The organism is Cupriavidus sp. CER-90, assembly GCF_057652055.1.
In genome coordinates this window covers 121928-136855 of sequence record NZ_JBYGYM010000001.1, presented here as the reverse complement: position 1 = coordinate 136855, position 14928 = coordinate 121928, and the positions used below count along the sequence as shown (strand labels likewise).

Here is a 14928-nt window from a genome sequence, read left to right as displayed (position 1 = left end):
CATTGGCTCCTCCGCGTCTATCCGACAGCGTTAGAATACACGCGTGGCTCCCGCGACTACGGTAAGTATGTCTATGTGTAGGTATCAACAATGCGGCAGCCTTCGACACATAGCATCCACGACTCTCGGTCGCCCGCTTTTGCTGCAAAATCGGAAGTTCAGATTCTTCGGGATCGTGCGTCGGCCATCCTTTGGGTCAAATCACAGATGGCGAAGCACGGTATCACTTACGACGATCTCATGGCTGTAGGCTGCTTTAAATGCAACGAATCGAGCCATACCGGGCAAGCGGCAGGCTTTGTCCGCTACCGAGATGCCGGTGGTCATGCCTGGGACGGCAAAGGTGTCATACCCGACTGGCTGCAGCACGCTGTAAATGCGGGGCAGTCCATCGAGCATTTTGAAATCGCACCAACGGGGCACCCAGTTAGTTAGCAGCCGCCGTAGTTCTTGCGGCCGCTAGCGGTGATGGTATAGGTTCCGCCGCGCGGCCCCGTGTAGCAGGTCTGTCCGGACGGAGCGCCTCGGGTTGACACAAAAGAGTTCGCTGACCTAGCGCCTGCAGGGCTTAGCCCGGGAATCGTGCCCGAAGCGGTCCGACCACCGCCACGGTGGCAGTGGTATTCCCCAGTCTTGCGGTTCGTGTGGCATCCATCTGCATCCAGGCCACCACCGTGGCCGCGTGCCGCACCAGCGAACATCATCAAACCGGCCGCGCAGACAATAAATGCGCACCTGCTTGCCTCCAGCCGGACGCGGAAATACTGCGCCGATCGATTACTCATGGGACCCCTCCCCTCTAGTTCGTTTTCTTCTTGCGCGACGATAATCCGCCGCCTACCCCAAATTCTCCAGCCAATAGTCGAGTGCTGACAATCCCGCAAGAGAGGGAGACGCCTGCCGCACGCGGACCACCGGTGCAAGGCGAGGGCAGCCAATCATGCACGTCCCTGGCTCCCCCGCTCTACCCCTACACGGCCTTTGCAACTCGGCTCAACTCCTCCAGAACAACGCCCTTGTACTGTTCGAACACCACCCAGTTGTTGTACTGGGGACTCCAGAATCCCCTCCCTCGGCAGATCGGCTCAACCAGGCCTCTGACTGGTTCGCAGATTGGCTGGAAGATTACGATGTTGTTAATTGGCAATTCCCGAACTTGCACCCTCACGCCCATGGCTGAGAACAGCCAAACTCTGTTTTTTGAAACATACGACCTCCTTGTTGAAAGCGAGGTCAGCCTAGTAGGCACCGAGGCCACAAAACAGTTACCAACGGTGGAACATAGTGTGTCGCACGGAAATATTTCTATAAAAATCAATGATATAGAAGAGACGATGGCATCGCCATCGACGGGCACGGTCAAGAAAAAGACGGCAGATCTGCAAGCGTTCTTGGCCTTCTTTCAACAGGAAGGCCGGGAGACAAAGGGGACCAGGGTTGCTCGGTCACTTGCCCAAGACACACTTGGCAGGCTCGAATCCGGAAAGGAAAGCTCCGCCCTAATCACGCCACCTCGCCGTCGTCCTTAGCATTGAAGCGAACGACGTCGGCGAGCGGATGCCAGCGCCGCAGGAGCAGAGCATTGCTGATGACGCTAACGCTGGAGAACGCCATTGCGGCGCCCGCAACCACAGGGTTAAGCATCCCCAGCACCGCCAGCGGTATACCAATCACGTTGTAGATAAACGCCCAGAACAGATTCTGCCGAATCTTGCGTACGGTGCGGTGCGATAAGACGAGTGCATCCGCCACCAGTGCGGGATCGCCGCGCATCAGGGTAATACCCGCAGCATGCATGGCCACGTCAGTTCCCGTAGCCATAGCTATCCCAACGTCGGCCGCCGCCAATGCTGGGGCGTCGTTGATGCCGTCCCCCACCATTGCAACAACTGCATCGCCATTGCGTCGGAGAGCCAACACGCGCGCTGCCTTTTCCTCGGGCAGCACCTCTGATTGCACCTCATCCAAACCCAGTTGATTACCAACACGTACAGCGGCGCCTGCATTGTCGCCGGTAAGCATCACAGTCCGAACCCCAGCTTTCCGCAACCGTGCGATCGCTTCAGCAGCCCCTGGCTTCAGCGCATCTCCAAAGGCCACCAGCCCGAGGACACTGCGCTGCTCAGAATCCACCAACCAAGATACGGTACGACCTTCGCTGCGCAGACGTTCCGCTTCAAATTGAAGACTGCCAGCTTCAGCCTGGAGGGACGCTCGAAGCGCCTCGCTACCGAGCTGCAATGCCTGCCCCTGCACCACACCAGCAATTCCGCGGCCCGGCAAGGCACGTACATCGCTTGCCGCGCTTGTCGAAATACCACCCTGGGTAGCAAACTCCACAACCGCACGCCCTAGTGGATGCTCGCTGCCGGCTTGGAGTGCTGCCAATTTTGTCAACAGCGCATCGCTGTCGCCGTCTGCCGCATACAATGCCACGACCTTCGGCTTACCGACAGTAAGCGTCCCGGTTTTGTCGAACGCTACCACGGACACGCGATGGGCCACTTCTAGCGTCTCAGCGTCCTTGATGAGAATGCCGGCACGAGCACCAGCCCCGGTGCCTGCCATAATGGCTGCGGGAGTTGCCAGGCCCAATGCGCATGGGCAAGCAATCACGAGTACGGCGACAGCGTTGATAAGCGCCGTGCTCCAATCTTGCGCAACAAGCCCCCAACCAAGCAGCGTCGCCAGTGCAATTACGAGCACGATGGGTACAAATACTGCGCTTACCTTGTCCACGAGCCGTTGAATCGGTGCCTTCGCTGCTTGTGCATGCTCGACCATCCGAATGATCTTCGCCAGAACCGTCTCGGAGCCAACAGCCAACGTGCGAGCAATAATGAGTCCTTCGTAGTTGATTGATCCACCTGTCAGACGATCCCCGAGCTGCTTAGAAACCGGCACTGATTCTCCAGTCAACATCGCCTCATCTGTATGAGTGCTACCTTCGACCACTTCGCCATCGACGGGGATTCGCTCACCAGGACGAACAACAACTTCGTCCCCTACCCTAACATTTGCCAGAGGAACAGTCTGCTCAACGCCGTTTTGTCGAACCCGCGCTGTATCGGGCCGCAATGCGGCAAGCGCGCGGATTGCATCTGCAGTCTGGCGCTTGGCACGCGTCTCCAGCCACTTCCCCAAGCGAACAAGTGTAATAACTACCGCGGCACTCTCGAAATAGAGATGCGGCATGCGGTCTCCGCTGCTAAACAGCCACCAGAGCGACAAAAAGTAGGCCGCCGAGGTCCCGAGAGCAACAAGCAGGTCCATATTGCCTGCCCCGGCTTTCACCGCCTTCCAACCAGCTTTGTAGAATCGCCAGCCGAACACAAACTGCACAGGCGTCGCCAGCAGCAATTCGAGCCATCCAGGCAGCATAAAATGAACACCGAACCATCCGCCCACCATAGGTGCGATTAGTGGCAACGACAATGCGGCGGAGATCAGAACTGGCCAGGGACCAGCCCAAAACTCTGTCCTCCCCTCCATCACCACTGGAACACCCGACGTGGCTTCCATTGACGGAGTGGCAGCGTACCCAGCACGAGTCACGGCTTCGGCTAGCGCAGCGACATCAACTGCCCCACGTAACACTGTGACACTGGCCCGCTCTGTGGCCAAGTTAACTTGTGCGTCCGTCACACTGGGAACCGCGCGCAGTGCCCTTTCGACGCGGGCCACGCACGAAGCGCAGGTCATTTCTGCAATATCCAGGTCTATGGTGTCACGAGGTACACCATAGCCGGCGTTGGCAATGGCCTCTGCGGCCGCAGAGAGGGATGAGCCGTGTTCGGCTTTCAGCGTGGCTTGTTCTGTCGCGAGGTTAACGGCGACATCGCGAATACCGGGCACCTTTGCTAAGGCATTCTCAACCCGTCGCACGCATGATGCGCAGGTCATGCCTTCTACTGGAAGGCGGAATTCGAGAAGGGACTGAGTGGAGGAGCTAGACATGATGGCGAAGATCCAGGAGAGCGCGAAGCGCGGTAACTACAGCATCGTCCTTCCAATGATTGGAAGGTCAAGACCCTCATCGCCAGAATTTGCCTTGATATCGGCCAGCAACGCATTGCTTTTAGGCAAACTCAATCGATGAACGAAAGGCTTCGGTGCGCGCGAGATGGCCCGGAAATCCGTTTCACCTCCCAATGGATCGCAGGGGAAGGCAAGTTTGAACGGCGGTCTACTTCGCTGGGCTAATCAGCTAGCGCTGGTCCAACGGAAGCAATACCGCCAGACAAGTCGGAGTGTTACTCCTCCCACCTTTGCTGAGCGACGACATCACTGTCCCTCGCATCGACCCACCATTCCGCACCACCGCCCCTCTCCTTCTTCCAAAAAGGCGCTGAGGTCTTTAAGTAGTCCATAATGAAATCGCATGCTTCGAAGGCGTCTCTCCGATGGACACATGCCACTGCGACAAAGACAATTCGATCCCCAGGTCGCATATCCCCAACCCGATGAATGATCGTGACGCCGCTCAGCGTCCATCTGCGTTTGGCAGCTTGGACAATGTCCTGGAGCGCCCTCTCAGTCATACCTGGATAGTGCTCTAGCGACAGCGAAGCGATCTGCCCTATTTGCCCAGCTTTCCTGACTGTGCCCAGAAAGCTGACCACTGCGCCTGCGTCGGGCGAAAAAAGATCTGAAAGCTCCTCGCCAATGTCAATGTCCTGCGTCTGCACTCGAACAGTCACGGTCAACGTCCTCTGGTTCCAACACCGAAGAACCCAGATTACCCCGCGACATTGATCTGCCACCTAAACAGTATGCAAGCTTTGCTCAAGTAACAGTCAGTGCGTCAGATCGAGCCATCTTCCGAGCCATGACCGACACAGAACGCGTTGGTTACTTACGCCCCTACGGCTTTCAACTAGCATCGCGAAACGTCGGTTCTCAATTCGCTTGAAGAACCGCCTCCCGCCCGCTTAGATACAGAGACGGTTACGGTTACTGGCCGTCCAGCAACGAGCTCTTCTCCTGCTGGCAAAGCTTGCAACTTGATGCGCACGGGGAAGCGTGAGGCTGGCTCCGGCGCGAGAGTAAACCCTTCTGTCCGCAACTCAGCGTCCGTCCAGCGTGCTTGGCCAGAAACGAGACACTGCACCCTTCCCTGCAGGGACGTGTTCTCGCCCGTCAACCTTATGTCAACCGGATCACCGGCGTGCAGAAGCGATAGCTTTCCTTCCTCAAAGTATCCCTCCACGTACAGCGCGCCGGCGTCTACCATCGACATAGCAGTCCGACCGGCCGTCACATAATCTCCAACGCGTGGCGGTCGCTCGTTCAAGCGACCGTCTGCCGGAGCCACGACATGGGCTCGCGCGAAATTCAAGCGCGCGACATCGACCGATGTTTGTGCAGCCCTTACACGGGACTCATCCTGAGCCGCAAGCGAATCAACGCCGGACTGTGAAGTAGCAATCCACTCTGGCGTCAGGGGAGAATCGGCCTTTCTCGCCGCTAGCGCTGCTTCTGCTCGCCCAAGTGCTCGCGCGAACCGATCCTGATCAATCACGAAAAGAACGTCGCCTCGTTGGACCTGCTCGTTATCCTTAACAAGAACGTCCGTAACTACTCCCGATACGTCCGGAATCACGGCGACTACATCCGCACGGACTTGGCCTTCGCGTGTCACTGGCGCCGCAACGTACGAGGTCCAGATGTCCGCTGCAGCAGGTAGTGCGCAGACTATTGCCAGCATCGCAGTCACCAGGAGTGCGACGAATTTCTCGGTATTGACCATCGTTAAGGAACCAGACCTGCTAAGCGCATGGCCATCCGCATCGCAGTCGCAGCGAGAAACACAGTTCCCACGCCGGCCGACCATAGGATGAGCATCCACTTTAGGCGGGACCCCATATTTTTTGCCTTTGTAATCATCGAGATTCTCCGAGGATATCGGTCTCCACGTAGGTCTGAGACCAACCTAGACAACAACTTATGTCGCCCCACGCAGCGTAGGCGGTCACCGGCGCCCAAGTAGGTACAGTTGCCCCTAAAGACATCCGGTTCAGTTGATTTGCGACGCATGCACCGCTCGAGGGGGAGGACGTCCCGCCGAATGAAGAGGAGACGTTTGCGACTGCCCTTCAGCAGCAGCTGAGGAGCAAGTACCACCTCTTGCGACGGAAGTCCCTGCCCGCGCGGCGCGGCTCCCTGTTTCGCCGCCATCTGGAGCTTGTATCGCAGTACGAGCCCTTACGGGACAGATGGTCCAAATTGAAACTCGATAGCCAAACTGTTCTGGGTGAAATGCGCTGTCTTTGTATGCGGGACGAACGAGATGGGTCCCCTACCATGAATTCCACAGATCGCCGCACCATCCCGACGCCCCTCCAGATATCAGCGTCGAAAAAGGTCGATGTCTGTCTTCCTCAATATCGTTGAAAGGACTCAATATCATGAAAACCAATCTCAGCACCCTCGTATCGGCATTCATTCTTGGCGCCAGCGTCATGGCCTTCGCTCCGGCGCACGCCCAAGGCCCGAAAGATAGCTCCTTCTCCGGTGACAAGTACGGATACACGTTCCACCAAATCAAGGCCGATGTATTCACCGACGGAGCCAACGGAACCAAGCGCCCGGATCCGTACCTCGACGGCGCAAACATCCAGAGCCCGCGCAATCCGTTCACGGATGGGGCCCATGGCGTCAAGCAAGCGGACCCCTACACGGATGGCGCAAAAGGCAACATTCCGAGCGCAGCCCATGCGGCCGGCTCGCTCGTCGCAGGAATGGACCACACAGGTGTATCAACCCCTCCCGCGCATGCTGACAACGCCTCGCAAGCACAATTTGCCGCTTGAACCGATGAGGCCGCAACACCACGATTCATCTCTGAAACTCACCTCCAGCCTCAGCCTGGTAGCCCGGGACGCGCCAACGCGGCGCCCCGACCGGCCTGCGGCCCCTCGACGCACCGACCGCATTGCAAGAAGGAGTTCACTCATGAAAACCGCATTGTTCCTACTGTTCACCGCCCTGACCCTCACCACCAGCTTTGAGGCAAATGCAGGGCCCGACTGGCAAGTCATCGAGAAGGCGCGTGCAGCAGCGCACAACCGGCATACCGCTGGCTGCGCGCCTGCCAGTGCCGCGTCGGCTTCGTCGGTAAATGCGGCAAGTTAAGCGAGCATGGTCGACGGGCTCCATACGGGGAGAGCCAGCTCCCCGCCTACCGTTCAGCATCGTGCCAAGGGTGCTGCTGCAGACGTCGGGGCATCCGCGTTACTCGACACGCTGGACCGTCCCCTCCGCGACTTGAGGTTGTCAGTCATAGACCAGTGCAATTTCCGGTGTACGTACTGCATGCCGAAGGAAATTTACGGTCCAGGATTTCCCTTCCTAACTAAGGCCGCAAAACTGTCGCGCTCCGAGCTGTTCCGGGTTGCGAAGGCGTTCGTTTCCCTAGGCGTCGAGAAGATCCGTCTCACCGGCGGCGAGCCTCTTCTTCGGAAAGATCTCGAGTTTCTCATCGAAGATATCGCATCCCTGCGAACCACTACAGGAAAGCCACTCGAAATCGCGTTAACCACCAACGGGAGCCTGTTGGCCGCCCGTGCGACATCGCTCAAGAATGCTGGGCTCCAGCGAGTGACCGTCAGCTTGGACAGCCTTGAGGATGACCTTTTCCGAAAAATGAGCGATGTCAACCAGCCGGTCCAAAGCGTATTGGACGGTATTGAGGCAGCCAAGGCAGCCGGACTGTTGCCGCTCAAGATCAACTGCGTCGTTGAAAAGGGCGTGAACGAGAGTCAGGTCCAGCCGCTGATAGAGTTCTTCCGGAACACCGGCGTTCGACTTCGCTTCATTGAGTACATGGACGTGGAGGGTCCGCAGGGGTGGTCGCGCTCACGCGTCGTTGACTCTCGCACGCTTCGCGCAAAGATCGCGGAGTCGTTCCGACTCGTCCCAGCCGTGCGCCAAAGTGCTGAGACAGCAGAGAACTTCACGCTTTCCGATGGCAGCCTGGACATAGGTTTCATCTCCAGTATCTCGCACCCATTCTGTGGCGATTGCGTACGAGCACGAGTTTCCGCCGATGGCCGCCTACACCTTTGCCTATTTGCAACCTCCAGCACTGATCTACGGCCCTTCCTCCGCGACGACGACCAAATGGCATCGCTTCGGGAGATGATTGCGACTACCTGGAGCGCTCGCACAGACCGCTACTCCGAACTCCGTAGTTCTGCCTCAGCTCAAGACAGCAAAAAGACTCGCTATCCAACAGTCAGAATGTCCCTCGTCGGCGGATAAACCTAGTCTTTTTATATCGAGGACGCCTCACACATTCGTCGTTAGTCGGGAGCGAAGATCTCTCGGCAAAACGCTTGACCCGATGCAGTTAACCTCGCCTTCCCATGCCCCGCATCGTCGACTTCGAATGATGCAAGTTCTACAGAGGCAAGCTGCGTCAGGATGCGCCTGAGGATGCTCATACGAAGCCCCGCTTGCTTTGCGATTTTGGTCAACGACCAGTCACCGCGCACCTGATTCCCATCTGCGCGCCACAAAACCTCAAGGACAGCCACAATAGTCGGATCGAATCCGTCAGGTGGGCACTCTGGTGCCTCTGTTGCCATGTCATCGCCTTCTTATGAGCCTGTCGGCCAGATTCCCAAGCATCATTACGGCCGCTTCGATCTCCGGCGACCAAGTCGCGCTGTAGTTGAGCCGAATGCAATGCCTGAACGCCGGGCCTGGTGAGAAGATATGCCCTGGCGCGACGGTAATACCTCGCTCCAAGGCGGCGTGGTATAGATCCATCGCGTCTACCTTGTCCGGAAGAGCGACCCACAGAACATATCCGCCGGTAGGCGTTGACGTGCGCGTCCCGGCAGGAAAGAACCGATGGACAGCAGCCGCCATGATCATCGCCTGCTGTGCATATGCACGCCGCACGCGGCGTAGGTGCATATCGTAGCCATCGTTTTTCAGGAACTCCGCGATAGCCAGTTGCGGTATGGCCGGTGTAGTTAGCGTATTGAGGAACTTTAGCCTCTCGACAGCGGCGTTATAGCGACCCGGGAGGGCCCAACCGATACGCCAGGCGTTCGTAAGCGTCTTTGAGAACGACGAACAGTGCAGGACAATTCCCGCCGTATCGTAAGTCTTCAAAGAAGTTGGATGGGCATCGCCAAAGTACAACTCTCCATAGACATTATTCTCAATAACCGGAACGTCCCTTTCAGTGAGCAGTTGGACCAGCTCCCGCTTCTTTTCCTCGCTCATCTGGAAGCCAAGCGGATTCTGAAAGTTCGGCATGACCATGCAGGCCGCGATTTTCCGCTCATCCAGCAACTTCGCAAGAGCGGTTAAGTCCATACCTTCAACCGGGTCTGTCGGGACCTCGATTGCACGCATGCCCAGTCGCTCGATGGCGTGCAGCATGGCGTAGTAAGTGGGCGACTCCACTGCGATGGTATCCCCGTGCTTTGCGACCGCCTGGAGACAAAGATTGATCGCCTCCGTCGCACCAATCGTCACTATGACTTCATTCGGGTCAATCGTGTAGCCGTTCTCCAGGTAGCGTCTTGATATCTGGCGAATCAGCTGAGGGCAGCCAGGAGGCAAGTCATCTAGCATATTCCATCTCCCATGCCGACGGGCGATGTTGTTCGCATACTGGTTAATGCGCTGCCATGGAAAGTGGTCAGCATCCGGGTAGGGAGAGCCCAGCGGGATCGTGTCGTCGGTCCGAATCGACCGCAAGGTAGAAAGCACAAGCGAGCTTACGTCAACCGCTGACGGCTTTCCAGCGGGACGTGAAGGCTTCAACGCAATCGGTGCTTGGCCTGGTCGAGGACGCACAAAGTAGCCAGACTGCGGTCGGCTCTCGATCAGCCCTCGGCTCTCAAGTAGCACGTAGGCTCGGATCACCGTTGTGACACTTAGGCGATGATGCTGACTCGTTTGGCGAACGGATGGTATCTTTTCTCCTGGCAATAGAACGCCTTGTGTCACCAACGCCTCAACCTCCGCGGCAAGCTTTTCATAGAGCTTCAATGCAGCACCTCCACCGACCTCTTGTGTCACCCCGACCATATCTTTCCCTCAATAAAGCCAACGATTCAGGTCGTAGTACGGCAAGAATTCGGGGCGCGGAGCGTCCGTGAGTGGCGCAAACCGAATGAATCCTGCGGCGTCGCCAAGCGAAGACACGGAACCAGAGCCTTGTTGCGAATGAATACGTGCTCGCTCTAACCCGGTGACAGCGGTATCGGGTGTGGCCCTGACAAACTCATCACGATGAAAATTCGCCCTTCGGACGCTATCCACCCTCACCCTTCTCACGGGAGGAAAGACCTGCGCCCGCCCCTGCAATCTGCGCAGCATGGGCGAAACCAGCAAAGTAAACGTTGTGTAGGCCGCTGCCGGATTGCCAGGTAAGCAGACCACCGCTTTGCCTCGTAGCTCGCCTAGAGAAACCGGCTTGCCGGGCTTCATATTGACCTTTCGCAGTACTAGTTTGCCACCAGCGGACACAATTGCGGCCGCTGCCAGGTCCTTCTCACCGCCAGATGCGCCTCCGGTCAACAGCACGACGTCGGCTTCCCCACTCAGGTCCAAGATAGATTCGTGCAACAATGCTTCGTCATCGCGCACGTATTTTCGGCTCCGGACAATGGCTCCCAGGGACTCCACAAGGGCTTCCAGCATTGGCCCATTAACATCTCGGACTTGATGCGGCGCCGGGCATTCCTCGTCGACCGCCAGCTCATCTCCCGTGATGATGAGTGCGACCTCAACGAGTCGACGCACGCGAACACGCTCCACGCCTTGAGAAGCCAGCGTTGCGATATGTCCTGGCATCAACGGCGTACCGGCCATCATGAGGACATCACCAATCTTTGCGTCTTCACCTTGCCTTCGAATGTTGGCGTTGGTAGTCGGTCGAGCATTAAAGCGGACCCCTTCCACGCTGGCTACAGCTTGCTCCTCTGGCACAACCGTATCAGAGCCTTCAGGTAGGACTGAGCCTGTAAACACCCGGATAGCAAATCCTGGCAGTAGCCCTTGCGGTTCCATTCCGGCGAAACAGGTTTGCTGCACTGGGAACGTCCGATCTTCTGCATAGTCGACAGCCGCAATGGCGTAGCCATCCATCGCACACTTGTCCACTGATGGCGTATCGATACGCGCAATCACATCTTCCGCCAGGACCCTCGCCTTCGCTACGCTCAGCCAGATTAGCTCTGTCTCCTCGACTGCCCGAACCGCGTCTGCGAACAACGTCTGCGCTGTGTCGAAGCTCAGCATAATGGACTCGCGTTGCCGGCGCTCAGGGTCCTGGCGGGATCGTCGCGCGGCGCGGTGTTCACAGACATTGTGTAGTCCACGAATCCATCTTTGCGACAGAAGCTGAGCAAACGAAGACCGGCCTTCCGCGCGATGGATATCGCGAGGGACGTAGGCGCGGATATGGTCGCTACAGCCTGAATATTCATGCGGGCCGCCTTACGGACAAGCTCGTAGCTCGCACGGCTGGAGAGAAAGACAAATCCATCATCCAGGTGAGCGCAATCGATTACCAACTGCCCGATCAGCTTGTCGAGAGCATTGTGGCGGCCGACGTCTTCGAAAACGAACTGGATAGCCCCATCTGTCGAACACCAGGCAGCAGCATGGACGCCTCCGGTTTTACGCATCAGATGCTGGTGCGCCGGAAGCTCGGCCACCGCTCGCTGCACCGCTTGTGGTGATATATCAATAACTCGATTGGTGACGCGAAGCGGCTCTGGTACGAGATCGAGCAGCTCAATGCTCTCAATTCCGCAGACGCCGCAACCAGTACGTCCGGCGAGTGCTCGCCGGCGCTCTTTCATTTTCACGAACGAGCCTTGAGTGATCTGAAGCTGGACTTCCGCGCTTTCGGGTCCGGAGTTGACTTCGACATCTAGAATGTCCCGGATGTCGTGCACAATGCCTTCCGAAAGAAGGAAGCCCACTCCAAAGGCTTCTAAGTCCATTGGAGTGGCCATCATCACCGCGTGCGAGATGCCATTGCAAACAATCGCAATCGGCACTTCCTCGGCAACATCGTCAACCGCCACCGTGACCCGGCTGTCACGGTGGCGAAGGACCTCTATGCTTTGATGACCAGGGTGTGGGGTATCTTGACCACACAACATAGGAAACTCGCTGAAACTCATAGCTGCACCCGATACTAGAGAGGGCCCACGGAGGCTGTGGAGCACAGATACCGGGGCGATTTCTCAATACAGTTTTTTTGCTTGTCAACCGCATGTTCACAAACGTGCGGAACCTCTTTGTCCGTGACGCTTGGCAGCTAACCTGGAAGGACACGAAATCACTCCGCAGCGGTCGGGTGGCGAGCAGGAGACAACAACACGGGAACCGACTTGGACGTCGGCGTGCCGGAGCGGTCCCCTACACTTTCCAGCGGAACGAGCGGATTAGTCTCTGGGTAGTAGGAGCCGAGGCAGCCCTGAGGAATGTCATATTCCACCAGCATGAAATCCTCGGCACAACGCTCCACACCGTCGTCCCAGACACTGGTGATATCGACGCGATCGCCGTCCTTGAACCCCAGGCGCGACATGTCTTCCGCGTTGATAAAGAGCACTCGACGCAGTCCAAAGACGCCGCGATAACGATCGTTGAGGCCGTAGATCGTTGTGTTGTACTGGTCGTGCGAACGCGTAGACATCAGCACGAGCAACTTGTCACCATGGCGCTCTCGGGCGCGGCGGATGGGTGTGTCCGCTTCGATTGCGTTGACGAGGAACTCCGCCTTACCTGACTCGGTCTTCCACACTCGATTTCGCGATGCCGGCGTCAAATGGAAGCCACCGGGGATCGCCACTCGCGCGTTGTATTCGCCAAAACCGTCGATGACCTGCTCGATGCCGTCCCGGATGCGGGCATAGTCCCGAGCGTACCAGTTCCAATCGATTCGCTCAGAACCCAACGTGGCGTGCGCCATACGCGCGACAATTGCAGTTTCCGACAGCAAATAGGGAGAGGCCGGCTCATTCATCCCGTAGGAGATGTGCACCATGCAGACCGAATCCTCGACCGTCACACCTTGGGCGACGCCCTCTTGCAGGTCAATCTCTGTGCGACCCAGCGTTGGAAGAATAAGGGAATCTTTGCCATGCACAAGATGGCTCCGATTCAGCTTCGTCGCGATGTTGACGGTCAGATCGCACTGACGCAGAGCGTCCCAAGTCCGCGGTGTGTCGGGGGTGGCGATGGAGAAATTGCCGCCGAGGCCAATGAAGACCTTAACGCGGCCGTCCAGCATGGCGCTGATGGTGTTCACGACGTCATAGCCGTGTTCACGCGGGGGTTCGAAATTGAAAGCCTTCCCCAAACGGTCGAGAAATATCTCATCTGGCTGCTCTTCAATGCCGACCGTGCGGTCGCCCTGCACGTTCGAGTGGCCACGAACCGGCAACAGACCCGCTCCCTCTCGCCCAATATTGCCTCGCATCATCATCACGTTGCTAAGCATTTGGATTGTCGGCACTGAATTCTTGTGCTGCGTCAGACCCATGCCCCAGCACGCGATAACTCGCTTTCCGCGGGCGTATACGTCCGTGAGTGCGTCGATATCGTCGCGGGTAACACCCGACTCTGCGACGATATCTGCCCAAGATTCCGCACGCAGATCGTTGGCAAATGCCTCGAAGCCATTGGTGTGGGCCGCGATGAACTCGGAATCCAGAACACGCTCCCCGCCTTCCATAAGTGCGTCATCGTCGAGTTCTATAAGGCGCTTTGCCACGCCCTTGAGTAGCGCAAAGTCACCAGCCAGCTTGGGCTGCACGAACATGGAGGCGATCTTCGTGCTAGACCCAGTCGCCATCTCTAAAGGATGCTGAGGACTTGTGAAGCGCTCAAGGCCACGTTCCTTCAACGGGTTAATCGACACAATCGTCGCGCCCCGCTTGGCACATTCCCGGAGCTCACCCAGCATCCGGGGGTGATTCGTCGCTGGGTTATGACCCATGATGAGAATAGTGTCAGTGTGCTCAAAGTCGTCTAGCAACACCGTGGCCTTCCCAACCCCAACGGTCAGGGGAAGCCCTCGGCTGGTTGCCTCGTGACACATGTTCGAGCAGTCAGGGAAATTGTTCGTGCCGAACACGCGAACGAAGAGTTGATACAGGAAGGCCGCTTCATTGCTCGCCCTCCCAGATGTGTAAAAGGCTGCCTGATTCGGATCGTCTAGCGCTCGCAGATGACGACCAATCATTGCAAAGGCCTCTTCCCAAGAGATCGCATGGTATTTGTCCGTTCTTGCATCGAATACCAACGGATGTGTCAGGCGGCCATGCTGCTCGAGCTCGAAATCTGTCTGCGCCATCAGCTCAGCAACGGTATGCTTGGCGAAAAACTCTGGAGTGACCCGCTTGCTGGTGGCTTCCGCAGCAACAGCTTTCACCCCGTTCTCGCAAAACTCGAAGGTGGATGCATGCTGGCGATCTGGCCACGCACATCCCGGGCAGTCAAACCCATCTGGCTGGTTCTGGCGGAACAGGGTTTTGTACTTGCCGCCTGCAACCTTTTCCTTAATGAGGTTGATGGCGACATACTTCAGGGCACCCCAGCCTCCGGCGGCGTGGGTGTAGTCGGCGATATGGCCTTTCTCGGGGGTAGGCAAACTCATGGTTGATCCTTAAGAGTGACCGCATCGGCCGCCTCAGCGGGCAGCGCTTCATGCAATGTGGTCAGAATAGAATCCGTCTCGCAACCCGATGGCACACACTCGCCGCAAACAGTTTGGAGCACAGTCCCACTTCGAATGCAAGGTATTGAGCTTGAGGCTAATCAACTCTGCATCGACGTCCACGCTGTGCTCAAAATTGCAGTGGAGAACTGTGTCTAACGCGTCAATTTGCTCCGGCCTATAGTTGCTCTGTCGCGGCGCACACGCCCAGCAGGCCACCTCCTCCG

At 57.5% G+C, this 14928-nt stretch carries 14 protein-coding genes; 6 read left to right on the top strand and 8 right to left on the bottom strand.

All coding sequences use genetic code 11. From position 1 onward, the window contains the following. Positions 1-90 precede the first annotated feature (90 nt). The gene (locus AC24R4_RS00610; RefSeq protein WP_487521933.1) at positions 91-435 is read left to right on the top strand and encodes an H-NS family nucleoid-associated regulatory protein; all 345 of its coding nucleotides are present in this window, start codon (positions 91-93) and stop codon (positions 433-435) included. Here AC24R4_RS00610 and AC24R4_RS00605 read toward each other — a convergent pair. After that, entirely contained in the window at positions 432-701 is a 270-nt protein-coding gene (locus tag AC24R4_RS00605) for a YHYH domain-containing protein (RefSeq protein ID WP_487522957.1), read from the bottom strand. The genes AC24R4_RS00610 and AC24R4_RS00605 overlap by 4 nt on opposite strands. A 471-nt stretch (positions 702-1172) precedes the next feature. Between AC24R4_RS00605 and AC24R4_RS00600 the strand changes: the two genes are divergently transcribed. Continuing rightward, complete coding sequence (locus AC24R4_RS00600; protein WP_487521932.1) at positions 1173-1529, top strand: hypothetical protein; 357 nt, start codon at positions 1173-1175, stop codon at positions 1527-1529. On the opposite strand, the gene AC24R4_RS00595 is transcribed toward AC24R4_RS00600, so the two are convergent. Next, the gene (locus AC24R4_RS00595; RefSeq protein ID WP_487521931.1) at positions 1504-3957 is read right to left on the bottom strand and encodes a heavy metal translocating P-type ATPase; all 2454 of its coding nucleotides are present in this window, start codon (positions 3955-3957) and stop codon (positions 1504-1506) included. The genes AC24R4_RS00600 and AC24R4_RS00595 overlap by 26 nt on opposite strands. Between AC24R4_RS00595 and AC24R4_RS00590 the strand changes: the two genes are divergently transcribed. Next, positions 3956-4099 carry a hypothetical protein gene (locus tag AC24R4_RS00590; protein ID WP_487521930.1) on the top strand — a complete coding sequence of 48 codons (144 nt, stop codon included), beginning with the start codon at positions 3956-3958 and terminating at the stop codon, positions 4097-4099. The genes AC24R4_RS00595 and AC24R4_RS00590 overlap by 2 nt on opposite strands. 154 nt (positions 4100-4253) lie before the next feature. Here AC24R4_RS00590 and moaE read toward each other — a convergent pair whose 3' ends face one another. Together moaE and AC24R4_RS00580 are read right to left on the bottom strand one after the other, a co-directional pair. Then, positions 4254-4688, bottom strand: a complete 435-nt coding sequence (moaE, locus tag AC24R4_RS00585) for a molybdopterin synthase catalytic subunit MoaE (RefSeq protein ID WP_487522956.1) — start codon at positions 4686-4688, stop codon at positions 4254-4256. A 188-nt stretch (positions 4689-4876) separates the two neighbouring features. Then, positions 4877-5707: an HlyD family secretion protein gene (locus tag AC24R4_RS00580; RefSeq protein WP_487522955.1), complete on the bottom strand. Its 831-nt coding sequence runs from the start codon at positions 5705-5707 to the stop codon at positions 4877-4879. A 700-nt stretch (positions 5708-6407) separates the two neighbouring features. On the opposite strand from AC24R4_RS00580, the gene AC24R4_RS00575 reads away from it, so the two are divergent. From AC24R4_RS00575 to moaA, 3 genes are all read left to right on the top strand, one after another. Beyond that, on the top strand, positions 6408-6812 hold the full coding sequence (locus tag AC24R4_RS00575) for a hypothetical protein (RefSeq protein ID WP_487521929.1): 405 nt from the start codon (positions 6408-6410) through the stop codon (positions 6810-6812). Positions 6813-6954: 142 nt separating this feature from the next. Continuing rightward, entirely contained in the window at positions 6955-7134 is a 180-nt protein-coding gene (locus AC24R4_RS00570) for a hypothetical protein (RefSeq protein ID WP_487521928.1), read from the top strand. Between the two features lie 6 nt (positions 7135-7140). Beyond that, a complete protein-coding gene (moaA, locus tag AC24R4_RS00565) occupies positions 7141-8262 on the top strand; it encodes a GTP 3',8-cyclase MoaA (RefSeq protein WP_487521927.1) in 1122 nt (373 codons plus the stop codon). Positions 8263-8589: 327 nt separating this feature from the next. Here moaA and AC24R4_RS00560 read toward each other — a convergent pair whose 3' ends face one another. The 4 genes from AC24R4_RS00560 to AC24R4_RS00545 all read right to left on the bottom strand — a co-directional run bounded on the left by AC24R4_RS00560 (position 8590) and on the right by AC24R4_RS00545 (position 14641). After that, a complete protein-coding gene (locus tag AC24R4_RS00560) occupies positions 8590-10011 on the bottom strand; it encodes an aminotransferase-like domain-containing protein (RefSeq protein ID WP_487521926.1) in 1422 nt (473 codons plus the stop codon). Positions 10012-10059: 48 nt separating this feature from the next. Further along, positions 10060-11265 (bottom strand): molybdopterin molybdotransferase MoeA, encoded by a 1206-nt coding sequence (locus AC24R4_RS00555; protein ID WP_487521925.1) that lies wholly within the window; start codon positions 11263-11265, stop codon positions 10060-10062. Next, positions 11259-12158 carry a formate dehydrogenase accessory sulfurtransferase FdhD gene (gene fdhD / locus AC24R4_RS00550; RefSeq protein WP_487521924.1) on the bottom strand — a complete coding sequence of 300 codons (900 nt, stop codon included), beginning with the start codon at positions 12156-12158 and terminating at the stop codon, positions 11259-11261. Before fdhD ends, AC24R4_RS00555 begins: the two co-directional genes overlap by 7 nt. A 158-nt stretch (positions 12159-12316) precedes the next feature. Beyond that, positions 12317-14641: an FdhF/YdeP family oxidoreductase gene (locus tag AC24R4_RS00545; protein WP_487521923.1), complete on the bottom strand. Its 2325-nt coding sequence runs from the start codon at positions 14639-14641 to the stop codon at positions 12317-12319. Between the last annotated feature and the right edge of the window lie 287 nt (positions 14642-14928).